Below are 24626 nucleotides of genomic sequence, written 5' to 3'. Positions count from 1 at the left end.
GAATTGCATTAGTTAGATTAATTAAACCTTCTTTTCATGAAAAGTACTATTGCAATTCCAAGAACACCAATCATCAATATTGGGTTTGTTGCTGGAGCACCAATACCTTCGCTTTTTATAGTAATGTCTTTTTGTTCAAAAGCAACGATAGGGTCGTTTTGGTTAGATGCTTGAACCAAAAGTTTATAGTTTCCTGGTGGTAAACCCTCAGTACTTATGTTTAATGAAGTTTGGTTTGAATCCACAGTCATTGTTTTTCCTGATAATTCATCAGGACCCAGGACATCAACTAGTTTATTTTTGACATCATTTTTATTTAGATTTGAAACGCTCATGTCGATCAAATCAAAATCATCTATAATATACTCATTATTTACAAGCAGGTCGGTACCGGTTTTATGACCATTTGTTTCTAGTCTAACATCTGCTCTGTATTTATTATCTTTAACTATCCCTGCTATGTAAGTATATTCCGTGTCAGGTGCATCTTCAAGTTCAATATCAACTTTTAGGTTGTTACCTACAGTTATATAGGAATTAGTACTTACATTTGAATCGTAATCCAGCACATCAAAAGCGGTGGCAGAAAGTATCACAGGTTCGTTATTAAGTATGATTAAGACACTGTATTCTCCTGCATCAAGGTTTTCAAATTCACCATTTGTGTCTCCGTTATCATCCAAATCCTTGGTTTCTATACTGTTGACTTTATCCAAACTTAAAATGTCGTTTATACTGTCTATTTGACCCTGTTTGAACTTGTCAAGTATGTCAATTAGTGAATTTATGTCTGATTCAATCAGGACAACTTTGGATTCTTTGTTGGCAAAGTATTTTGAACCATTGAACTGGTATGTGACGTTGTTTTTACCGCTTGTGTTGGTATACATCTGATGGGTTTCAAATGGATATTCTATCACATAATCCGTGTAATTTTTAACGTTTAGTTTAATATCCACGTTTTTACTATCGGTTGAGAAACTGGTTTCATTTACTCCATGATAAGTGAATTTGATTGGAGTCGGCAGCTGTACAGGTTCTCCTCCACCCAGTGAGATCCAGTTACCCTCGGTCTTGGATTCGTTATGGTTGGCGAATCTGAAATCATTACCATTAACGCTAAGGTTCATGATGTAATTATCAGTATTCTGGGCGACAGCTAGACCTGATGACAATAATACAATAAAAATTAAGCTAAAAATTCCTAATGATAATTTACTAGGTTTTATATGCAATTCCATGCCCCCTTTTTGATATTATATAAAAAAATTAGTGAAGGATTTATATTATCCTTTAAGAAACACAGTTTAGTAATAATGTTAAGGTGTGTTCTGCCAACAGGTTGTCAATACAAAAACCTGTATAGTAGGCAAAAATTTTAGTATTTCGCTGTTTTAGAAGTGGGTAAGCACAATTCAGGAAAAATCAAAATCAAAATCTTTTAATAATAATAGACCTAAATATAACTATAAAGAAGGAGTTAACTAGAGGAAAAAATAATGCTTACAAGCGTTGTATCAACAACAAGCGCGGTATCATCTGCTACTGCTAGTGCTATGTCCATGACTTCTGGTATAGGGTTACCTGAATATGGAGTATTAGCAGTTATAGGGTTAATATCATTATTAGCCGCAAAAGAAATATTATCCGCATCTAAATACTGGAATAAAAATATCAACTTATCGTTGAACATGGGCATTTTGCCACTTATGGTCTCATTTTGTGCTATTGTAACTTTTAAGGTTCTGGAAATTATTTGATATATCCAGAACCTTAAAAAATTAAATCTAAATCAGTTCTATACACCTATTTTCCTCTAAAAACCATTCCTTGATAATAACTGTTTTTCCAAAATCATTTAAAAATATTTCATATTTTTGGAAAGGATTGCAGGATAAACTACTAACTAGTTTTTCCTAGATTTAACAGGGTATATAGTGACAAATGATAAATGCTTATCCTGCAACCCTTATATCAGTCTTCTTTGTTAATTTATATAGTTTTTGTTTTTTTATAAATCCGTGTTTATAAAAACACTGTTTATTATTTGTATAATTTGATTAATATAATCATCATAATGATAATAATATTAGAATTTTCAACTAACTAGCTACTTGTTCTTGTAGAAACCATTTGTTTTCAAGTTTGTAAAAAAATAATTAGATTAAACCAAAGGTTGGACCCATGTGTGGAATAAGTCCAAACAAAAATATGTTTACAGTACCGTGTGTTATGGCGACCACCGGTAAACTCCTTGTCTTCTGGAACATGTAACCTATTACCAAACCTGCCAAACTGGTGAAGAATATTTCATAAACGTTGCCGTATATAGAGTGCATCATACCGAATAATAAACTGGTTATTAAAAGCCCGGGTAATAATCCAAATGAATTTTCCAGCCTCGTTTGTAAAATCGACCTGAAAATCAATTCTTCCACTAATCCAACAAAGAATATCATTACGATGGAAAGTTCTAATATATTCATCAAAGAAGTATTTGGTATTAAATAAGGTGCAGAGATGACAAAATATTCGCCTTCAGCAATTGCTAACCCTACAATCACTGCTAATGGTGCATAGATAAAAGATGGTCTAGCTTTTAAACCAATCTGTTCGATTGTAAAATCTTGATTTGTTGTAATCAAATATATAGGCAGCATTAATGGGACATAAATAAAAACATAGGAATTAATGGTCATTTCAAAAAAACTGGGCATGGAAAGATTTACCAACCTTAGTATGGGTAGTAATGTCATAGCTTGAAAAATATTGTTTATATGTTTTTCCTGTATCCAAACAGTTGATAATACTAATCCAATCAAGATGATTAAATGTAAACCTATGGCAAATGATTGTTTTTGCATGTAAAGCATTGATTCTGCTAACACAATCATCAAAATAGGGATTGAGATATAACCTACATCTTTGTTTTTAAACCCATAATTAAAGTATGCTGATGTCTTGTTTTTTGAGTTTACTGTTTGTACATCGTTTTGATTGGGTTCCATGATTAATTCTCCGATACGTTAACCCATAAATGAAGGTTTCTATAGGGTTCAGTAAAATTGTTGTCTTTATATAACAAAAACTCAAGTTTCATGTTTGTACCGGTATTATGGGGTGTGAATTTCAGAGTATCTTCCCACGTCTGGTTATGTTTTAATGCGATGGTTTTGGCGTTATTATCTATAGGTAATGTATTGTTTTCAAGCTGCATTTTTAAAGTGTACTCTGTTTTCTCATATTCATGGTTTGTAATTCCTATGATAACGGTACCCTTTTCACCTTTTTCTAATTCTGTAGGATAATCATCTGCCATTCCATTTGGACCGAGTACATAAAATTCGGTAAATTTCTCACCCTGTTTTGGCGTGGTGACTACATAAGCCAGAGTAGCAATAGAAGCAATGATAGAAATTACAAGTATTATACTGAGCGCTTTGTCAAGTTTTGGTCTTGTAGAATCTTCAGGAGGTGTTAATAGTTCTGTTTTAATTGATTCTAATGACGATTTGAATGGTACAGTAAAAACTTCGTTTTCATCCAAAGATGAACGTCTTATTATGGTTGCAACACACATCAAAATTGTAAATGTTGATAATGAGACTATAATAGGAATTAACCTGATACCCCATGGCGTATAATTTAGCCCTAACCCTATAAGTGGGACCACTGCAATACTTAGACCAAAACTTAAAGCGATTCTTTCAATACCATCCAGGTCATCTTTTTTGGGGAATAATGCAGCAATCAAAGAATATCCAGGTATGAAAAGCACCATTGGAAGGCCAAGAATTATTCTAATAGGTGTTTCGTTCAAAGGTGGAACTAGGACAAATACTATCGTGAGTATTACTAAAATTATTATCGTTATAATATCGTTATGGATGGTACTTTTGTTTAACAAATTTATCTCCTTTTTTCCTGGTCTTGCCGTATTAACATAATATAATATTATTAAAATTTTACATATACCCTGTCTTGATTTTTTATTAACATATAATATTTTTGTGGTTTTAGTAAAAAAACAAATAAAAGAAAACCTAAACTTTTAAATCCTTTAAAAGCATCAATAGTTATTTGGTTGGTGCAAAAATATAATAATCAATATCCAAAATGGGTTATTATGTAAAAAGAGGAGAGGGCCAACTGTTATTATATTATATAATACAAACAATGGAGCAAACTCGTTATTAGTTACAACTGCAGGATATGAGGGGTATTATATGGAATATATTATGAAAAGCTGTCCAATATGTGGGGGAAAATTCGTAGTGATGGAAGATGCAGCTAACGAAGCTGTATATTGCACACTGGAATGTTTAAGCAAAGCTGAAAAATCGATGAATAAAGTAAGTATGAAAATCTAAAATTTAGTTAATCAAATAGTACAAAAGGTATATTAGTACTATTGATAAGGTATATGATATGTATTAAGTAGTCAAAACAGTTTGTAGTTCAACTTGTTTGCAAACTTGTTTGATTCATTATTATTACTAATTTAGTAGCAGCTATGATAAAAAACTATATGGCAGTATATCAAAGTTGAATAAGCGATGTTTATCTTTGCTCATATTGGATTTACAATAATTATTTTTTACTTGGTCACTAAAATTTTAAGGTTGGATAAGCCTATAGATTACCGATTAGTAGCTTTTGTTGCTATACTTCCTGATTTGGTTGATAAGGGGTTTGGGATCTTATTGTTTCCAGAACAAGTGGGTAATGGCAGGATTTATGCTCATACCTTAATTTTTGCTGTGTTGTTTATTGTAGCAGGAGATTATTTTGTCAGAAGGAGAGGTAGTTACTTTGTTTCCATTATAGGTTGGGGATTTATGTGTCACCTTTTACTTGATAAGATGTGGACCATTCCTCAAACATTATATTGGCCTTTGTTGGGTTTAAATTTCAAAGCAGATTATGAAGTTGTTCAAACGGATTTTTCTGTTTATATTATGCAGGTTATTGATAATGTATTTACATCAGGGTTGTCTCAAGTATTGATTTTTGAAATACTTGGATTCGTGATTACTTTCGGTTTTATTATAAATTATTATCTGGCCAAAAAATCCAATTAATAAGACGCTTTGATGTAGCGTAACTCCTCTCTAAAGTTGCTTGTTTTTGGCCAAGAGATGGTTCGTTAACTGACAAAAAGCTTATCTTATATTAGTTATTATAACCCAGTATAATAGATTACAGAGTATATATAAAATATTATCAACTGTAATTATAAATCTTTAAGGGGGAACAACTTGAAAAGCATATACTACTTAGCTCTGGCTATAATTTGTTTGATTATAGCTACAGGTACAATCTCAGCACAACCATTTGAGAACAATGGATGGAAGAATAACCCAAACTTGGATTTTACAGAAGGTGGAAATTTTGAAGATGATTTTGATGCTGATATGATGGCAGAATGGTGGTACCTTAATGGAGACACCAAACTTGTAGGACAAAATGGCGAAAAGAAAGATTTTAGTTTCTTTGTCGTGCTCGCACACCAGGAAATCAATGAAACCCTGCAAACTAATCTTGGTGCTGAAAAACCACAATCCTATATGCTCTCATTTAATGGTCTGTATTTTGACGGTGAAACTGAAGCGGATTTTAATTTCATAGATACCAATGTTTCAAGGGAAAATGTAACTAATTACATAGCATTCGGTACACCATACGTAAATTATAATTATCCGGATGGTTCTAAAAGCTTAACTGGAAACCACCTCAGCGGCTATCATCTTGATTATGAGACCGATAGAGTAGACATGGACCTTTATTTCCAGACAAATGTTGATAAAACCGTTGATGAATCTGTTAATTCACTTAATTTCACTACCTATGAACGTTCATACGGGCGCCTTCATGGTAAAATAACCATAGATGGTGTAGATTACAGAGTCACTCAGGCTAACGGATATATGGACCACATGATACCCAGTAACAATATTAATCATAATTATGGTGAGTTATCATGGACAACTAATATGCATGGGTGGAGCTGGTCTGAAGTTACCACTAAAAACTACCAGACTATTGCATATGCGGTACGGGGGATAGATGATGGTTACGATAACTATTCATACAAACATCTGACGTTGTTGGATAAACATACAGGTAAAGTCCTTGAAGAATATTCAGGGAATGAAATAAAAATCAACGAAACAAACCTGATTGATACAGGATATCCTGATAACACAAGATCTAATAATATAACAAGACCTGAAACAGTCACGTTTTCAACTTCTGATTCACGTTTAAACGTAACTATAACTGCTTCACAGGTTGCAGAGTTTGATTATGACCCCGTATCACCTTTTGGAAAACCAGTGGGATTTGTCGATTTCATGTCCCATCAACCAGATGGTGCATTGATTGAATATAAAGGTGATAGAGAAACAGGAAGCGCCTTTTATGAATATCTGGTAAGTGATAGAGTTTTGTGGTAAATAGTAGAACCAGGATAATTTTGATATTGTCCTTTATAATTTTTTACTTTAACTAATAAATTTCTATTTTAGAATATGATAACAAGATAACTGTTATATAATTCTATGTTAATTTCAGTATTGACAAAGGAAATACACACGCATTTATCCCCTCTCTCCGAGGCTCATCATTTCCTTTGTCTTTTTTCTGCGCTAAAATAAAATTTCATTCTAATTAATTTTTTCTATTTAATAAACTATTTTAACTTATTGTTATTTAAAACATATAAACTATAAACTTTGAATTTTACTTAATTATAAGTAAAATGATTATGTTAGCAATAAATTGGATTTGAAAATCAATTACCTGAATTTAGAGTCAGAAAAATTGTATTATTGCACAAAAATCAAAAAGAATATAGGTATTGAAAAACGAGGGAATGGTGTAATCTGTTATAATAGATTACAGAAAGTTGGAATCGACTTTTGCCCCAATCTTAGCCACCGGTAGATATGACTCCCATATAAGCCGGTGGCTTCAACATTAGGTAGTTCCTTTATTTTACGTAACGTCATTCAAAACTAAACAGATAAAGAGAGGGAATATAAGCCAGCTAAAAATATCATGCTCTAACAAGATATATTAAACCTACAGATACAACAAACAGAAAGAATACATAAACAATGTACCCTATATATTCACTAAGTTTAATAGTATCACCTACATTTTCCAGACAATCTTAAAGTTTAGGCATATTGTTGATATTGATTTCCAATAACCATAAATTAATAAAGTTATAGATAGTTTTGGGTTAATTTTTCGACTTTAAGTTATAATAATAACCCCGTTCAATAGATATAGGAAACCAGATATTCTTGAAAATTAACCATTGAAATTAATGATAAATGTTGTACCATTATTTCCATCCACATCCAGATCACCATCAATCTGACCTACCAGGCTTTTTATAATTTGCATCCCAAGAGAACTGGGATTATCCAGGTCAATGTCTTCCGGTATTCCTTTACCATTATCTGATACGATAAGTGTATATAACCCCGGATTACTTTCATAAAAAATAACGTTTAGTTCACCGTATTTGTCTTCTGGGTATGCATATTTCAGAGAATTAGATACTAACTCGTTAATTAACATTCCAAGTGGAATAATGGTATCGATTCCAAAATAAGTATCCTGTATATCAATTTTGACTAGTGTCTTTTCTCCATTATATAAACTGATCAGGTGTTCTATAAGGTCCTCTATATAATCTCTTACATTAATACTTTCCAAGCCTTTTGTGTGGTATATTTTTTGATGAACGAGTGACATTGAAATCACTCTATTTTGAGTGTCTCTAAATGCCTCATTAACGGTATCATCGTTGAATTTTTCAGATTGGAGGTTAAGTAGGCTGGATATAACCTGTAGATTGTTCTTTATCCGGTGATGTAGTTCTAAAACTCTTAATCTCTCAGCGTTTTTAATTTCTTCTGTCTGTTTCTGGACACGGTGTTCTAATTCTTCGTTCATTTGTTTGAGTTTTGTTGCGTATTTTTTTAGTTGTTTTTCAGTTTTTACTTTTTCAGTAATATCACGTACAAATTCAACTACAGCTGATATTTTTCCGGTGTAACTGTCGATCATTGGATAACTGTAAATCTCAAGCCATTCGACCTCAGATTCCTGTAACCCGGGGACTACATCTGTTTCCGTTTTACCAGTTTTAAAAGCACGCTATGTAGGACACTGGTCACATGGTTTACTGCTGTTATGATAAACCTGATAACACTTTTTTCCTTCAAGAGGTGTATTTACCTTGTACCATTCACCCATTTTACTATTGGCACGTAATACATTAAATTCTGTGTCTATAATGCTGATACCATCCTGTATACTTTCAAAGGTATCATCCAACATTTTTTCGTTTTCCATCAATCTGTCTTCTGCTAATTTACGGTCCGTGATATCAAGGATAACACCCTGATAATGCGTGATTTCTCCAAAATCGTTCCTTATTATAGTAGTTCTATCATCAACCCACCTTATGTCCCCGGTTTTGGTAATTATGCGGTAGGGTTTATGTTGAAATTTAAAACGGTCAGGATCATCACTATACGTTTCAACTTCCGACCTCACTCTTTCAAGATCATCAGGATGAATTATATCAGCATAACTTAATTTACCACCACTAAAATAATCCACAGTATAACCGAAAATGTCAACTACATTATTAGACACATATTCTACCGGCCATCCGTTTTCTTTATCGTTTTTCCACAAAAATGCAACAACACGGCTATTATTTATGATTTCATACGAGTTTTTCAATTTTTGTTCGAGTTCTTTCCTCTTAGTGATATCACGGCCAGTAAAAACTATTTTTTTTATGTTACCTACATCATCGTAAATAAAATTACCATATGTTTCAAGCCAGAGGTAATGTCCATCAGCATGCAGACATCTATATTCTGATTTTCTGGGGATTAAAGTCTCTAACAAACTATTAAACTCGCTTTTTATCCTATCTAAATCGTCCGGATGGACAAAATTGAATACTGATTTGCCAATTAAGTTTTCAGGGTCATACCCTAAATTTGATTTATAAGAAGGTCCTGCATATACGAAATTGCCGTTTTTATCAGTAAGACAAATCATCTCCACCATATTTTCTGTTATTTCGCGGAAGAGTTCCTCACTTTTTTTCTTCTGTTTTTCTGATTGATTTTTTTCTGTTATATCTTCTGCAGAACAGATTATATATTCAACATTATTGAATGAATCGAGTTTAGGAGTTTTTGTAATTGAAAGTAGCCTGGAAACTCCATTACTGTTTTTAAACCATCTCCTGGTGTGAATTTTTTCGTTTTCTTTGAAAATTTTTTCGTTTTCTTTGAAACAATAGTCAGCGACATCTCTAGTAAAAACATTATAAATATTTACATTTTCAAACTCATTTTTATCAAGGCCCAAAAAATCAGCATGCGCTTTATTTGCTAGATAATATGTTTGTTCATCAATAAAGATAAAGATTTGAGTGTTTGTCTGGTCTAAAAGTAGTTCTTGATCCACCTCTATTTCACTCATATGCAACACCAGTATTATTTAATAACTATATTTTTAATTTTAATATTTAAGGTATTCTTATTTAACAAGTTTAGAGAACAAATCTGGTTTTTGCAAAATCAAAAGATAATGAGACAATGTAATACTTTTAAGAACAATCAAGTTAAAAATTAAATACCAATGATTGAACCATTGGTTTTAAAAATTATGCTGCTTTTTCCAGTGTTACCGGTGCTTTAGTTTCCAATAGACTGTGTATATATTGTTCAAGCTTATCAGTTTCCTTCTTCGGGTTAGCAAACCAGTCAGTGGACCAAACTCTATATATATCCCATCCAAGATTTTCTAAAATTTCCTGACGTAATCGATCACGGTCTCGAGCAGACTTTGCTGAATGATATGTAGCTCCATCACATTCTATACCAGCCAAATATCCGTCAGAGAACGCAGGGTGGCTGACTGCCAAATCTATAAAGTATCCAGATACACCTACTTGGCAATCTACATCGAATCCTCTTTTTTCAAGGTGTTCCTTAACGTGTCTTTCGAAATCATTTTCAGGTTCATTAGAACTTCCATCACCACCTTGAAGTCTACCTGTAGCTGCGTATTCTAAATAGTCATGCAGTGCTCTCCGACCAAAATTAACATTTTCTTCATTAACCCGAACATCTGAAGGTCTCATTGATGTAAAAAGCTGTACCTGTTCTTTTGCTCTTGTAAAAAGTACATTAAGTCGACGATATCCAACGTTCGAATTGATCGGACCAAAGCGTTGGTGCACTTTTCCACTTTCAGAATCAGGTCCATAGGTAGTAGATATAAATATTACATCTCTTTCATCACCCTGGACATTTTCAAGATTTTTCACAAAGAAACTCTCAAGACCGCCATTTATCTTATCCCAGTGTTCGATGTAATTGTAAGCAGCTGTATTTTCTGTTAATAAACGACTGACTTCGTCTTCTATCAAATCCGTTTGTACTTTGTTCATTGCAACTACACCAAGAGATTGTTCAGGATTTGTTTGCATGAACTCAACAGCTGCTTCTGCCACACGTTGAGCTTCTTTTATATTTGTTCCTCCTTTTCTACAGGTACCTCCAACGTACTCCATATGTACTCCGTAACTAGGATGATTGGTTACCGGAGATGGGAACACAATAAGTTGATCGTTATAGAATTTTTTATTCGAAAAGTCGATTAAAGATTCATGACGTGACCGGTAATGCCATAGAAGACGCCGATAAGGTTGCCAGCAACGCATTGCCATCTCGAGTATACTTTCTACAGTGTCTGCATCATTTTCTTCTGTTTCATTGTCATCCCCACCAAGGCGTTCAAAGAATGAAGTAGGTGGTAATTGTTTTGGATCACCAACTACAACTATCTGTTTAGAGCGTGCTAATGCGCCCAACGAGTCTTCAGGTTTCATCTGTGATGCTTCATCAATTACAACGAGGTCAAACTCTGAAGTACCTGGTTTTAGATATTGCGAAACTGATAAAGGACTCATCATGAAACAGGGTTTAAGTTCTTGTATAGCTTTGCCGGCACGGTTCATCAAATCACGGAAGGAGATATGTTTGCGTTTCTTGCTACGTTCATGGTTTATTAACCCAAGTTCGGTTTTATCACGAGGTAACCCTTCACTGTTCCTACGGGTAATAGGAGCTTTGGCAAGCTTTGCCCGTAAATATTTCCTTTCCAGGTCTATAAGTTCTCTGTCGGTTTTACGGAATCTTTCGCGGGCTTCTTCCTGTTTCAGACCGCTAAAACGATTAAGTTCTGGATATTTTTCATATGCAATGTGGGCCAAGTTTCGGTAAAGTACCTGTTCATATGTTGTATCCAAATTTTCAAAGTATAAATCCCCTGACAGGTATGTATCTATTACAGGACTTATACCTGCCTCACTAGCCTTCTCAACAGTGTCAATAAATTTACTCCAATTTTGTAGTTCTTCAGGGTTATTTTCTGCACGAACAATTGTATCAATTAAATACTGAATTTCTAATTTTTCAGAATCACCTTTAAAGAAATCCTCAAAATCAATATGTGCAATATCTTTTGCTTCGCTTGATGCTGAATCTACTTTACCAAGATCTGAATATATGTTAGCTGCCATTTTGCTCAAATAATCTTTTTGTGATTTATAATCTTTAACAAAAAGGTTCTGTCGCATGTTGGCGGGAATGTCAACAGAATGAATTATTTTCGCTGCTTCAATAGCATCTCTAAGTTCTATACAATCGGCTCCAGGGTAGATTAAATCGCCTTTATTAGCCTTCCTAATTACATTAAGTGCACTATTATTAGCATTCACGCGGTTTTGAATGGAAATCATATCTGCTAGATCTTTATGCAAATTTTCCAATTCATCGGTATTTAAACTTTCAGAAATACCAAGTCCTTTTACTTGTTCATAGAACCAGTTGATATTTTCTGTGTATTTATCCCAATAAGCAGCAAGTTCGGTAAGTGTTGTTGTATTGCTATTTTCTAACATATTCAAAGCATCTATTAGCTTGGAATACCGTTCATCCTTTGATAATGCTAGAATATAATCTAATGTATCAAGATTACCTTCAAGTAGCAGATGCCGAGCTGCTAATGAACCATGGTTAATTCCCGTGATTTTATAATAACGGAAGGTAGAAAACCCTGATGTCTTCAGCATCGCATCAAATCGCAGATTTAATGCGAGTTTCATTTCGTCAAAATGAAACAAAGGGATGAATACCGTCTAATACATAACGTAACATTTAAATAATATAATTATAAAATATATAATAAAATACATCTCACCCAGAAAAACCATATCAAAGCGGATAAACAGAAGTATGAAGTCCTGAAAAGGATTACTAAATTGTCTAAAAATCTGTACAATTTTACTCTGTACACTACAAGACAATACTATTTTGACAATTCAAAATATCTCAATCATGAATCCGCTTATCATCTGATAAAAGAAAATGAGAATTACAAGATGCTGCCTTCACAGGTTGCACAGCAAACCATGAAAGTAGTAGATAGAAACATGAAATCGTTTTTCAGGGTTCTGGGTGAGAAAAAAAGAGGCAACTACAACCGACCTGTAAAGATGCCTGAATACTTACCTAAAGACTCTAAATTTGTATGTATCTTTCCAAAAGATATGTTTAAAATTGATGAAAGATTCATCAGGTTGTCTATGGGTAGAGAATTTTACAAAAACTATGGTGTTAGATACCTGTACTTCAAGTTACCTGAAAACATAACCGGTAAACACATAAAAGAAGTAAGGATAATCCCAAAGTATAACGGACAATGGTTTGAGATAGAGTATGTTTACAGGGATATCGGTGAAAAAGTCGATTTAGACTACAATAAACATCTATCTATTGATTTAGGAGTGAACAATTTCGCAACCTGTGTAGATACCAATGGGACTGCTTTCATCATAGAAGGCAGGGGTTTGAAATCATATAACCGTTGGTGGAACAAAGTCAAAAGTGGGTTGCAGTCTGTATATGATAAACAGGGTATTAAATCAGGTCAGAAACTGAACTGGTTGTTCGAGAAAAGGAAGAACAAACTCAACGATTTCATGAATCAGAGTGTTAACTATATCGTTAAACACTGTATAGATAATAACATCGGCAACATCATAATCGGAGAACTGAAAGACATAAAACAGAACTCCAACATGGGTAAAAAGAATAACCAGACTTTTCAAACTATACCCTTTGGTAAATTCAAACAGAAACTTCGGTCTAAATGTGAGTACTACGGTATCAATTGTATAGAAGTTGATGAGGCATATACCAGTAAAACCGATGCACTTGCATTAGAACCCATTGAAAAACATCAAAAATACATGGGTAAAAGAGTCAAGAGGGGATTGTTCCAGTCTTCTACTGGTAAATTGCTCAATGCTGATGTTAATGGAGCTTTGAACATATTAAGAAAAGTAGTCGGTGATTCTCTCATAGAGATAACCGATAGTGGATGTGTGAACCATCCAAGAAGGATAAGGTTTTTCGGCAACACATGTCGGTAAAGCAAACTCCTTCTGAAGCCGCTGAGTCTTTAGCTCAGCGGTAGTTCACTACTTTTCGATATGGGTAATTGCTTAATAGTATAACCATTTTCTTTATACTTTTCAATGATTTTCTTTTTGAGTTCAGATTCGCTCAACTTGTCGGCATTCTTTAAAGTAAGGTTGGATGTTTTTTGATTAGGACCATCTAAATTATCTTTGTCTGTCATATAAACTACAAATGTAAAATAACTAATAATATAAAAATTATTTTTTATAATTTAATATAAATGAATAAAAGTACTTACTAATAAACTCGCATTTTTTATCAATAAATTATTACTTAATAAATAAATATACTTATATAGTATTAGAATTTAATAAATAAAAGGTGGTTAATTGATTGAAGAGACTATCGATTTGAATCCAATAGATTTAGATGAGGATTTGGATGTATCTTCAGTAGATGTAGAAATTGAAATTGATTGGGACGATTTAACTGAAAAAATACTTGACTTATATACTGAAGGTTTTGATATCGATGAAATTATACAAAAATTAAAATCAGAAGAGTCTAATTATATAAAATTAAATCAACTCGCATAATTTTTAATATGTTTTTTTATTATTTTATAATGTCTATGGCCCACGATTAATAAGTAGGTGTACCAAAATGCAAGGTGGAAAAAAAGCACGTAAGGCTTACTCGACGAAGATGATGCAGATTTATGGTACTATTCTATGAAATATGGTAAATTCAAATAAATTGCAATTAAGGAATCGGTTAGTAATTTAGCTTATAATTTCATAATTCAAAATTTTATAGATATTGGATTATCGAATTATACGTTAGATAATTAGATTCAATATCGTTAAGTAGAAAGCTAACTATTAATATTTATTTTTGTATTTTTACTTAGAATTATACTTATACAATAAATATTTAATGTAAAAACTTTTTATATTAATTGTGACATTAAACAGTTATTGTAAATATAAATAAATTAAGATTTTTTAATCTTAATGCACAATCTTTTTATATGTGTCACGGAGGAATGTGTATCAGACTAAGTAAAAATTTGTTCGTAAAGAGCGATGATGCTCAGGTAGGTATAGGTACGTTAATCATATTCATTGCAATGATTCTTGTAGCGGCTGTTGCAGCTGCAGTATTGATTCAAACATCCGGAAATCTACAGCAAAAAGCACAGACTACAGGAGAAGAAGCCACATCACAAGTTGCATCAAATCTTAACGTTAGAACTATTGAAGGTTTACGGGGGAGTACCAGTGGTACACTTGAACCGACCGTAGACCAATTTTTAATCCGTACAAGTATTAGTGCTGGCGGAAACAGGATGGACCTTAGTCAATTAATAGTTACTGTCAGTGACTTGAATAAAACCAATACCTTAGAATATAATTATAGTGAAAAAGAAGCTTTTCTTTTCAATAAATCAAAATCATACTTTACAGCCAAAGCTATACGTGATGAAGACCAATCGTTCTCAAGTGATAGTCCGGTTATGAATAAGGGAGATCTTATAGCATTGTCAATTTCTACATTAAACAGTGCTAATGTAGATAATGTAGATGACGTAGACCGTGTAGGAGAAGCCGATAACGAAACAATTATCGATGGAACTTACATATCATCCAATCAAACATACAAATTAGACCATTATGGTGTAGATAATTCATCCACGACATTGTATAATGCCAGTGATGATACCGTGGATAGTGGTAATTATACAGTCTTTGAATCCAATAACACAATCGAGTTGGATGGTCACAATTTAAGTGATAATGAGTACACACTGACTTATGGTTATAGTGAAAATTGGAACAGTTCTGACCTTAAATTAAAACCAAGGACAGACTTAAAAATTACATTAACACCAGAAACCGGCACATCCAAGATTTTGGAATTCAGTACACCTGCAACTTATGGTGTTGATAGAAAAGTTTCTTTGTTCCCTTGAGATAACTAGATTAACAAACTTATCCTGCAGGTTTTCCTGTAGGATGGTTTGATTTTTTGTTGCGATTACATTTTTTTTTCAACTTTTTATTGGAAGGTTTAACTTAAAAGTTTAAACTTTTAACTTTCAACTGCATTTAATTCTTGATTTTAGCTTCTATCAATCACGTGATAACTTTAAAAATTATATTCTTTGTAAAATACATATCATCATAAATATATAAATTAACAAGTTATATAAAACAGTAATACTTAACTCTTCAATTATCAGCAGTCATACCACTGCGGTATATTAAGAAGGGGTTTTATGAAATTTCCTGATAGGATTTTTGCGTTAGGGGGAGCAGGCAAAGAAATAGCGTTTACCCTGTTAGAACAGGAATGGGTACTTAGAAATGCACTTAGACCACAACCTGTCCCGGAAGATATTACAGTTACGATCATAGATTCAGCTCAAGGTGAGAAAAATTTAGATGAAACACGGATTAATCAGATAATCAAACAAAAAAGAAAACTAGAAAATGAGTTACGAAATACTGATTATGACATTGGTTACTTGGATGTTAAGTATAAATTAATTACTGGAGACAAAGTCAAACTTAACAGTAGTGTTGATTTAATAGGAGAAACTTCTGTTCCTATTATTACTGACGGTATAGGGATGGATAGAGATAAATGGTGGATTAAAAGCGAATATATTAATGAAAACCTTGATTTTGCTACCGGTGTTATACGAAAAAGGGGTTTGGGGAAAGCTCTTTATTATAAAGCATATGCTGAAGACGATGATATATCAAATGTAGTCGACCTGCCAGAAAATGGCAAAGTAGCACTGGTCGTAGGTTTGGGTGGTGGTACTGGTTCTGGGTTAATGATTGATATGGCCAGACATTTGAAAAGACAACAACCTACAACTGAAATCACACTGTTTGGTGTTTTACCAAATCAGGTCGAAGGTGTTAAAGAAAATACAAATGCATATGCGACATTATCAGAACTTGAATACCTTAATCTCATAAACAAAAACCTTTTTAAAAATTTAATCTTGCTCCCTATAGACCCAACTAATTATGATGGGAAAACAGGTGAACGGATAAAAACTGAAAAAAGTTTAAAAGAATTTGATGAAGCAGCTGTTTATTCTATTTTGGCTTATTACAGCACTGAAAAAATGGAAGATCCGTTTACTAACCAACCAAAATATGCACCATTTATAATTGGTGTTCCACAGATTCTTCGTTATAATGTTGAAGCGATAAGAAAATCAAGAGATGCTATACGTGAGATTCTGATTAAAAAACAACAGTCACTTGAAGCTGAAAACGACCTTTATTCATCTATATTCCGTTATTTGGAAAATATCGAAAAATATCATCCAGATAAACTCCAGGTCCAATTAAAAGAACAGGATATAAATGAATTACAGGAGCGTTTTTCCAATATAAACTCGTTATTAAATCTTAACTTGTTTAAAAAATTGAATTACCAATCATTATCAGTTTATACTGATATTATTAAAAACGCAGCTGAGCAATGTGATAGCTTTTTAGAACAAATTGATTTAATGGGTAATTCAGTTGGTCTAGTAGATACTAAGAACCAGGTAACATTTGTTGATGATCTGGATGAATTACTTGCAGATATCCTGGAGAAGGAAATTACGACCCTTACCCGTAGGAAAAATATAATTGAAAAAGAAAAAGCCATAGATGATAATCAACTGCGCAATACTATCGAATATTTAATTTACACAAAGAGTGGAGACCAGGTTAACAGGGAAATGCAACTACAACGTCTCCAATCGAGTTATAATAATTTCAAAGAACGTAAAGAACGTTTAAAAAAGGAATTCAAAGAAAAAGAAGACTATATTCAATCATTACAGGAAAAAGAAAATGATGAAAACCAACAAAAAGTAAGGGAATTCGTTCAAAAAATACAAACTCCTGTCCAACAATACCAAAAAATACAGGATTCAAATTTAGAAACAGATGTAACAAGTTTAGTAACTAATTTAAAACAATTCAATAATAACATTATATCCGCTGAAGATGACCAAGATATTGATAGCATATCTGAAACGGAAATTCTGAGCATTCTTGAACAAATCCGCAAAGAATCAAAAGAATTCAATATTGATGTCGAAGGAGACATTTTCAAAATTAAAGAATCACTGAAAAAATTAAAACAAGCTAAAAAGGCTTTCCTGTTAATACATAACGAAAATGTTTTCTACAAATTGAAATCAATATTTAAGTTAAATGAAGAACAACAGCAAAACTCCATAAAAAATTACAAAAAACTGATGGCACAGCTAAACAGCGATGCTATTTTCACCCTGGGTGCTTCCGTGGACAATTTTTATTCAGAGTTGATTTTTACAGGTCAGGATATAATCAACGATGCAATAAAATACAGAGAATGGTTGGAATCAAGCATATACAATTCAATGGAACGGTTACTTAAAAACCCTTCAAGAGATATTAGAGACGAGTTTATTAATTCACTAAAAAGTGGTGATGATGCAGAAGCTCTGGGTTCTATATTAAACAAAGCTTTGCAGATGGAAAAAACCGAGTTTAACCATATTAAAAAGCAGGAAGATGAAATCAAAAACGAACTTAAAGATTTGGATTACAAGACCGAGATTTATGATTTGACCATTAGTTTATTCAAAAATTTGCAAAATTTGAGGACAACTTTCACTAAAAAAATAATTGGATTTAATGATGATATTGAGAAATATAAAAAACCAGAAACTGATATCATCAGTCTGCCAAATGTTTCAGAAAATTACTATTCATATACAAAAACAATACAACCAATAAATGTATTCCGTGCAACAGGAAACTCTAACCTTAGTGAAAGTGGATTATTAAATAACCAAACTGAATTGCAGCATTTAAAGTCTAACCTTGAAGAACTTGTTAATAACACCCGCAGCCAACAGTATACAAATTTGAAGCGTCGCAAAATTATACAAGACAGAAGACGTTATGAAAAAATCAAAATCAGATTAATGGTAACCAGTCAAGCCATTGATCAGATTAATATTGGTAATAACCTTGATTTCCACGACAAATTTTCTAATGCATTTGACCTGAATGTTAGTGGTAGAAGCGCTGAAAATCCCTATACTTCATGGGTTGAAAGTTTTGGTGGGGATTGGGACGTTAATATAGTGGTATTTATAACTGGTATTTTCCTGGACAACATACAAAAAATTGTCAAAGCAGGCGGTTATAGAGATTCGTATTTCCGCTGTGAATCAAAAGTTGGACAAGATATTCTCATATATCACAGCTTTGGGTTAGATGAAGGTTATTACGTTCGAAGAAATAAAATATTTAATCTCGAGAATAAAAATGATGCTGAATTTTTCCTTCAGGATGAAAAGAAAATTTCCGATGAACTCCTTCAAAACTATATAGATTACATCGATTTTCTTAATCCGTCATCAAATAATTCTGTAGATTTGAACCTGTATGAGAAGGGGAGTTTAGGATAAAATATGAAACAAGGGCTTAGGAAACTGGTTTACAGAAGAAAAGAAGAGAAAAAATTCATTTTTTATTTTGTATTAACATTTATGTTGGCTATATTTGTAGCTGATATGATGGCTCGGGGCTGGTTAGCCGGTCATTTATCAAATGTAATTTTTTGGGGTCTTCCAAACGCATATTTGGGTGTTACTTTAGAGCAGGTAGCAATCTCAATTTTTGGATTATATTTGGGTTTTTTAATTTTGTTGAATCTAGATATTAAAAAAAGCTGGCAAGGTAGGATATTATTAATTGCTACGTTTATAGCTTTGATTACATTAGGAGACCAAAATGTATTCTGGGGAAATGTGGATTTAATTTCTAATTTCCCTATTCTATTTGGTGGCTTAATTTTTGGGTTGATTATAGGTGGCAAACGAAGGTTGAGTAAGTTAGGTACCTCTCAACCTTTAGAGTTTAGAGAAGTAGTGAAATATCTTTATTTCATATTCGCTGTCCTTACTATCGGTGCGTTTTTAGAATATCATATTTTATATCCAGCTATATTTGATGTAAACGCATCGTCTGTTACATTTATTAATTTCTGGGAAAACAATGCTGATTTTGGACTCCAGACAGATTTTATATACAGAGACCTTGCTGTATCGGGTGTTTTTTTAATATCTCTTAAAAAATTCTTCAAATACGACGCAGAAAATTCGTTCTTTGTACTAGGTCCTAAACAGTCAGGTAAAACATTGTTTATAATCGGTGCTTACCTAGAAGCTTTGCAATCGTCTAATGAAGAAACCCCGATGAACCCTACAAAAGATTTAATAAATCTGGTGGATGATATAAATTCCTACGATAATCAATATTCTGATGGTTGGAATATCCAACCAACAGGTAGGGAAGAAAATACTGCACAAACATTAGGTTTTCAGTTTGTTCACGGTAGGTTGTTCCCGCTTAATATAAGCCTTCAAACGATAGATTACCCTGGAGAATATTTAAAGCAAATACCTGATGCTATTAAAGGTACATCAGAGTTAATTACAAAAGATAGATATTTTCAAAAAATATTTTTTAATGTGGATTCAGCTAATACTTTGATTTTTTTAATTGATATAGAACGGTATTTTAACAAAGATAAACTTAATATTTCAGATTATTTTGAAATTCTAGAATCTTATAGAGATAAAGATGTTATGTTAGTAGCTACAAAGTGTGATTACTTTGCTGAAAAATTTACTCAAGAAAATGGTATTGACCCTCTTGAGTATTATGAGGATTTCGTAGAATACGTTAATGATATACTGAAAAATAATTCGCAAATATATTCACTTATCAAACAGACAGGTGGCAAAGAAATCCATCCTGTTTATTATCAAACTCGTATAGATGAAAATGGAATCCGTGTGCCTTTGAAGGATAGCAATAATTCAGTTATTCTTGTAGGATTCGACAAATTCCTCAATAAATTAAGTTAAGGGATAGATATGGATACCATAGAAATATTTGATTCAGAGGGTTTTAGATATGATTCTACTAAAAACATAACGAGTAAAAATGAATATATTTCAAACTTGTTTTACAAAAGTATAATATTAGAAATCGATTTAACAGAAAAACCTCAACTGATTTATTATTTTAAAGCTAAAACATCGCCTGTAGTACGTTATGAACAATATTATGCAGTATTTTATACAGATTCCGTGGATAACATATTTCAAAAATTCGTTAATAAATTTAAAAGTTTCGTGGAAATTGAACTTGGTTTAATTACACATAACGAAATCGATGATTTGATGGAGAATTTAAAATATGAATATTATCAGTACTTAAGAAAAGATATAACATCTAAAAATAGCTATAGATTTGATGACCCGCAAGATGTACTTGCGATTTTATCATCATTTAATTGGAATTCTTTAAAAGTATTTAACAAAAACTCACTTATTTTCGGTACTAATAACTTTAAGACATCATTTAATTTTTTAAAGCCTATCGTAGAGTCGGGAAAATTTTATGGTAAAACAGCTATCGGTTATGAAGAACCATTTAATCCGGAAGATTATAATATATACATAGTTCAAAATTCCAGATTCTCAGGTTTTAAACCACTTTACGAAACATCTAGGTTATTAGAAGAATCACAGGGTAAACTGTATGGAAAAACTATTGAGGCTCATCTAAATTCAACTAAAGAAAACCTTAAAAACGTCAACCATTTGGTAAATAAATCAAATGATGCTGAAGTTAAAAATGAATACTTTAAGGAAATGTTGAATGTGATAACACTTTCAGTCAATCAACTCCAAACATCAGGCTATAATATAGAACAAATCAGAGCTAACTTAGACAAGAGATTGCCTAATTTATTTTCACCAGTATCAGCTGAACCTAATTTTATAAATAGAAAATCAACTAAATCCAGTAAGAAAAAAGGAGCATTTGAGAAAAATGTAATACCATATTCTGTGGGTATAGTTATTATTATAGGATTATTAGTATCTGTATTGTGTTTCTTAGTTCCGTTTGATATCTGCAATCCTTTAAACCCTTTTAATGATGAGTTTAAAAGTCCTGAGCCTCAAAATAATGTATTAATAAACGAATCATTTTCTGTAGATTTTAATTCAGGTCAAGAGTTTTATAAAGAATTGAAGAATACAGAAGTTATAACAGGGTTAACATTAACACCCGATAAAAATTCGGACGGTGTTGTTATACTGGTTGAAGAGTTAAATGGTAATCTCCAACATAGTGAACTAGTCGATGGAAAAGCTCCTGATCAAGTTTATCGAAATTTTAATATATGGATTTCAAAAGGAAATCATAATATAGAGTCAGAAAATTATATTAAAAGCGGAAAAATAAAGTTTAAAGTATCTAATGATTGGATTAAAGATAACAATATCAATAAAAATGATATTAATCTGTACAGATGGGATGAAACTCATTGGAGTATATTAAAAACTAATCACATAAATGAAAAAAATGGTAACCATCAATACGAGTCAGAAATTACAACTTTTTCAGCGTTTTCTATTAGTGGATTAATAAATGACACAGTAACTGAAGATACAAGTATGGAGACCAATGACACCTCAGAATTATCAACTAATAATCTGACTAATGATACTGAAAAAATAATTAACCATTTTGTTTCATCTATTTTTTGTGTACCGTTTTATAAATTTTAACTATATACTTTAAACGTTAACTATTATGTGTTTAATTTTACTTATTAACAAGTAAAAAAAAGGTATGTAACCTAATTCTGGTTGGTTTTATCTCATTAATGGCATCCAAAATAAGCTTAATAGCTACAATATATAGGTAAAAGTTTAAAGTTTTAAGTTTAGCATCAGAATAAATTTAGCGGTCAGCTTGTATGTATAATCATTTGTAATTCTTTCTGCTCTCTAATAGGCGAAAAATCCCAGCTACCTGTACTCACGAATTCATTATTAAATATCAATCTTGGATGCCACAATCTCCGTTTTATAACAGCGTATCCATGTTTAATAGCGGTCATGTAGCAATCATGGTTATCGCTTCGACTGGTCCCCTGTACAACCAAAAATTTGCAGTTTTTTGCGAGTTTTTTCATACTCAAATGAGAAGAGAATATTATCAATTTACTGTTGCTAACGCGTGATAGATATGACAACCTTTTAAAATAATCCCAGTCCTTGACTTTACAATTAAAGTGTGGATATAATTCTATCTTATATTGGAATATTTTTCTTAAATCTTCCAATTCGGTTTTAAAATTTTCATTTTGTTCCATAGCAAAATAATACAAAAGTTTGTAGATTTTTTCTTTGATAAGTTTCCTATCTTTGTGTTCTCCAAAATCTATAACTGCAAACGAGTCGATGTTATTTCCAGCGTATTTTGAAGTAGTCATAGAATGTATCAGAAATTTATCATCTGTTAGAACAGCTTTAGCATGATTTCTATGTAATTCTAAAACCTGTGCTCCGTTTTTCCGGAATTTATCCAATGTGTTTAAGTGGTCGGCACCATTTCTAGCACCATCAACGATTAATAATCTAGGATATGAACCTATACTATCAAGAATTTGGTTACTGCAGAGACCTGTTAATATAACTTCAGAATTATTTGCTAGTTCTTCCCATAATGATAAGATTTGACCTATCCCAACACTGACTTTAATATTTGGTACAATTTCCTTGCCATTAAGACCGCTAATATATTGTATGTTGAAATTTTGTTTGACTTTCTGTTGATAGGATTTATTATTTCTTAGGACCCTCATAGAACTACTAACAAAATCATTTTCTCTGATATCTGTTTTAGGGAATGAAAGTGTTTCGGGTATATGTGCTCTTTGATAGTTTTTTGGAGCGGTTATGTAATAAGACCAATCAAATGTGTTCTTACCAGAACATATCGCTGATTCGATATAAGTTACATATGAAAAAGGCCGATACTTCTTGTCTCTGTTTTCGTTATAGAGTATACCTGCAACAACAGCACTGATTCTCCTTTGCATCTCTGGTGTCATTGCAGGAAAGTAAAGTAAAATCCCCCTTGTTCTTGACTGATGAATAGCTTCAGAAATCCGTTTTTCTATCCCTATCGTATTTTCATGTTGGTCAATCAGCAAAAATCCATGTAAATCATCTACAATAAGATCGAATGGATATAGTCCGGTTTTTGTATCATATCCAAGGTTATCATAGTGCTTAGAAAGTATATTTAATTGTTCTACAGAAAATAGCCTGTTTTTAACGACTTTATCCCTATAAAATTTCAACGAAACTGATTCAGGGCTGAAGCCAAAAACATTGTAATAATAATATTTACCTAGTTCATTCAAGAAAAAAGGAGTAGAATTAATAGTTTTGTTTGGAGTTACTAATTTCATAGGGTACCAGTTGACGATTTTAGAATTTATCAATGCGAGCCTGACATTTTCCCTTTGTTTTAGTGATAAGTTCACATGATTTCCATAATGATCGTATAGATACCGTTTTGAGATCACTTTAATCAATGGTTCAGCAGGTAACAATTTAAGCACTTCAAATGCATATGTTACTCTTTCTAATTTTTTTGTTATGGAATTGATATATTTGCAGGATCTTGCAATATCGGTTTTATCCTGATTTCTGTTATTAAAATCACATGCTACGTTCCATTTTGAAAAATTTTCGTTAGGTCCAGATATGCGTTGATAGTGTGTCATCTAAACACCTTAAAATATGGTTGGTTTATTAATAGAAAGGTGAGAAAGATGGAGAATCCATCTTCCAAGAAACAGTAGTTACACAATGTCAGTTGTAACACGTTCCCTCGAAAGGGAAAAACGAGATTTTTTAGTTGTCTGTAGAATGTCACTATGGTCGGGGAAGTACTAGCTTTTATTTAATGGACCATTAGAATCCATCCTACATTTAGTTCTTATTTATAATGTTGGATTTCATTATTTATATATTTTATGGGTTATTGAGCACGGGATTATAGTTAATAGGAAAAAGGAAAATTCAACTTTTTTCTAAAAAATCTTAACTTGGAATTAAATATTTATAGTTTATATATTAATTTGTAAATATATTAATGAAAGAAGAAAAACATAGGAAAAACAGGATAAGGAGGAGAAATAATCAAA

General features: G+C 32.2%; 18 protein-coding genes. 10 read left to right on the top strand and 8 right to left on the bottom strand.

Going from position 1 to position 24626, the window contains the following annotated elements:
• Window positions 1–17 precede the first annotated feature (17 nt).
• Complete coding sequence (locus METEV_RS11635; RefSeq protein WP_157197412.1) at window positions 18–1241, bottom strand: TIGR04279 domain-containing protein; 1224 nt, start codon at window positions 1239–1241, stop codon at window positions 18–20.
• A 258-nt stretch (window positions 1242–1499) separates the two neighbouring features.
• Here METEV_RS11635 and METEV_RS11630 point away from each other — a divergent pair, with 258 nt between their 5' ends.
• A complete protein-coding gene (locus tag METEV_RS11630; RefSeq protein WP_013195698.1) occupies window positions 1500–1760 on the top strand; it encodes a hypothetical protein in 261 nt (86 codons plus the stop codon).
• A gap of 399 nt (window positions 1761–2159) precedes the next feature.
• On the opposite strand, the gene METEV_RS11625 is transcribed toward METEV_RS11630, so the two are convergent.
• Together METEV_RS11625 and METEV_RS11620 are read right to left on the bottom strand one after the other, a co-directional pair.
• Window positions 2160–3008: a CPBP family intramembrane glutamic endopeptidase gene (locus METEV_RS11625; RefSeq protein WP_013195697.1), complete on the bottom strand. Its 849-nt coding sequence runs from the start codon at window positions 3006–3008 to the stop codon at window positions 2160–2162.
• A 2-nt stretch (window positions 3009–3010) separates the two neighbouring features.
• Window positions 3011–3907, bottom strand: coding sequence for a DUF1616 domain-containing protein (locus METEV_RS11620; RefSeq protein ID WP_013195696.1), 897 nt, complete (start codon window positions 3905–3907; stop codon window positions 3011–3013).
• A gap of 319 nt (window positions 3908–4226) precedes the next feature.
• On the opposite strand from METEV_RS11620, the gene METEV_RS12610 reads away from it, so the two are divergent.
• The 3 genes from METEV_RS12610 to METEV_RS11610 all read left to right on the top strand — a co-directional run bounded on the left by METEV_RS12610 (window position 4227) and on the right by METEV_RS11610 (window position 6455).
• Window positions 4227–4370, top strand: coding sequence for a hypothetical protein (locus METEV_RS12610; RefSeq protein WP_013195695.1), 144 nt, complete (start codon window positions 4227–4229; stop codon window positions 4368–4370).
• Window positions 4371–4556: 186 nt separating this feature from the next.
• A complete protein-coding gene (locus METEV_RS11615; protein ID WP_013195694.1) occupies window positions 4557–5081 on the top strand; it encodes a metal-dependent hydrolase in 525 nt (174 codons plus the stop codon).
• A gap of 177 nt (window positions 5082–5258) precedes the next feature.
• Window positions 5259–6455, top strand: a complete 1197-nt coding sequence (locus tag METEV_RS11610) for a hypothetical protein (protein WP_013195693.1) — start codon at window positions 5259–5261, stop codon at window positions 6453–6455.
• Between the two features lie 862 nt (window positions 6456–7317).
• On the opposite strand, the gene METEV_RS11605 is transcribed toward METEV_RS11610, so the two are convergent.
• From METEV_RS11605 to METEV_RS11595, 3 genes are all read right to left on the bottom strand, one after another.
• Window positions 7318–8082, bottom strand: coding sequence for a sensor histidine kinase (locus tag METEV_RS11605; RefSeq protein WP_013195692.1), 765 nt, complete (start codon window positions 8080–8082; stop codon window positions 7318–7320).
• Between the two features lie 90 nt (window positions 8083–8172).
• Window positions 8173–9522 (bottom strand): PAS domain S-box protein, encoded by a 1350-nt coding sequence (locus tag METEV_RS11600; RefSeq protein ID WP_013195691.1) that lies wholly within the window; start codon window positions 9520–9522, stop codon window positions 8173–8175.
• 184 nt (window positions 9523–9706) lie between these two features.
• The gene (locus tag METEV_RS11595; RefSeq protein ID WP_049891321.1) at window positions 9707–12232 is read right to left on the bottom strand and encodes an AAA domain-containing protein; all 2526 of its coding nucleotides are present in this window, start codon (window positions 12230–12232) and stop codon (window positions 9707–9709) included.
• A gap of 66 nt (window positions 12233–12298) precedes the next feature.
• Between METEV_RS11595 and METEV_RS11590 the strand changes: the two genes are divergently transcribed.
• Window positions 12299–13543, top strand: a complete 1245-nt coding sequence (locus tag METEV_RS11590; protein ID WP_013195689.1) for an RNA-guided endonuclease InsQ/TnpB family protein — start codon at window positions 12299–12301, stop codon at window positions 13541–13543.
• 29 nt (window positions 13544–13572) lie between these two features.
• Here the strand turns inward: METEV_RS11590 and METEV_RS11585 are convergent, their stop codons facing one another.
• Complete coding sequence (locus METEV_RS11585) at window positions 13573–13752, bottom strand: hypothetical protein (protein ID WP_013195688.1); 180 nt, start codon at window positions 13750–13752, stop codon at window positions 13573–13575.
• 169 nt (window positions 13753–13921) lie between these two features.
• On the opposite strand from METEV_RS11585, the gene METEV_RS11580 reads away from it, so the two are divergent.
• The 5 genes from METEV_RS11580 (at window position 13922) to METEV_RS11560 (ending at window position 22191) form a co-directional block, all read left to right on the top strand.
• Window positions 13922–14128 carry a hypothetical protein gene (locus METEV_RS11580; protein WP_013195687.1) on the top strand — a complete coding sequence of 69 codons (207 nt, stop codon included), beginning with the start codon at window positions 13922–13924 and terminating at the stop codon, window positions 14126–14128.
• A gap of 449 nt (window positions 14129–14577) precedes the next feature.
• Window positions 14578–15504 (top strand): archaellin/type IV pilin N-terminal domain-containing protein, encoded by a 927-nt coding sequence (locus tag METEV_RS11575; RefSeq protein WP_049891320.1) that lies wholly within the window; start codon window positions 14578–14580, stop codon window positions 15502–15504.
• A gap of 306 nt (window positions 15505–15810) precedes the next feature.
• Window positions 15811–19011 carry a tubulin-like doman-containing protein gene (locus tag METEV_RS11570; RefSeq protein ID WP_013195685.1) on the top strand — a complete coding sequence of 1067 codons (3201 nt, stop codon included), beginning with the start codon at window positions 15811–15813 and terminating at the stop codon, window positions 19009–19011.
• A gap of 3 nt (window positions 19012–19014) precedes the next feature.
• Entirely contained in the window at window positions 19015–20475 is a 1461-nt protein-coding gene (locus tag METEV_RS11565) for a hypothetical protein (RefSeq protein WP_013195684.1), read from the top strand.
• Window positions 20476–20484: 9 nt separating this feature from the next.
• The gene (locus tag METEV_RS11560; protein WP_013195683.1) at window positions 20485–22191 is read left to right on the top strand and encodes a PGF-pre-PGF domain-containing protein; all 1707 of its coding nucleotides are present in this window, start codon (window positions 20485–20487) and stop codon (window positions 22189–22191) included.
• A gap of 182 nt (window positions 22192–22373) precedes the next feature.
• Here METEV_RS11560 and METEV_RS11555 read toward each other — a convergent pair whose 3' ends face one another.
• Window positions 22374–24203 (bottom strand): hypothetical protein, encoded by a 1830-nt coding sequence (locus METEV_RS11555; protein ID WP_013195682.1) that lies wholly within the window; start codon window positions 24201–24203, stop codon window positions 22374–22376.
• Window positions 24204–24626 lie beyond the last annotated feature (423 nt).

Source organism: Methanohalobium evestigatum Z-7303 (assembly GCF_000196655.1).
Classification (GTDB): Archaea; Halobacteriota; Methanosarcinia; order Methanosarcinales; family Methanosarcinaceae; genus Methanohalobium; species Methanohalobium evestigatum.
The sequence above is the reverse complement of the archived record's forward strand: the minus strand, read 5'-3'. Positions and strand labels throughout refer to the sequence as shown.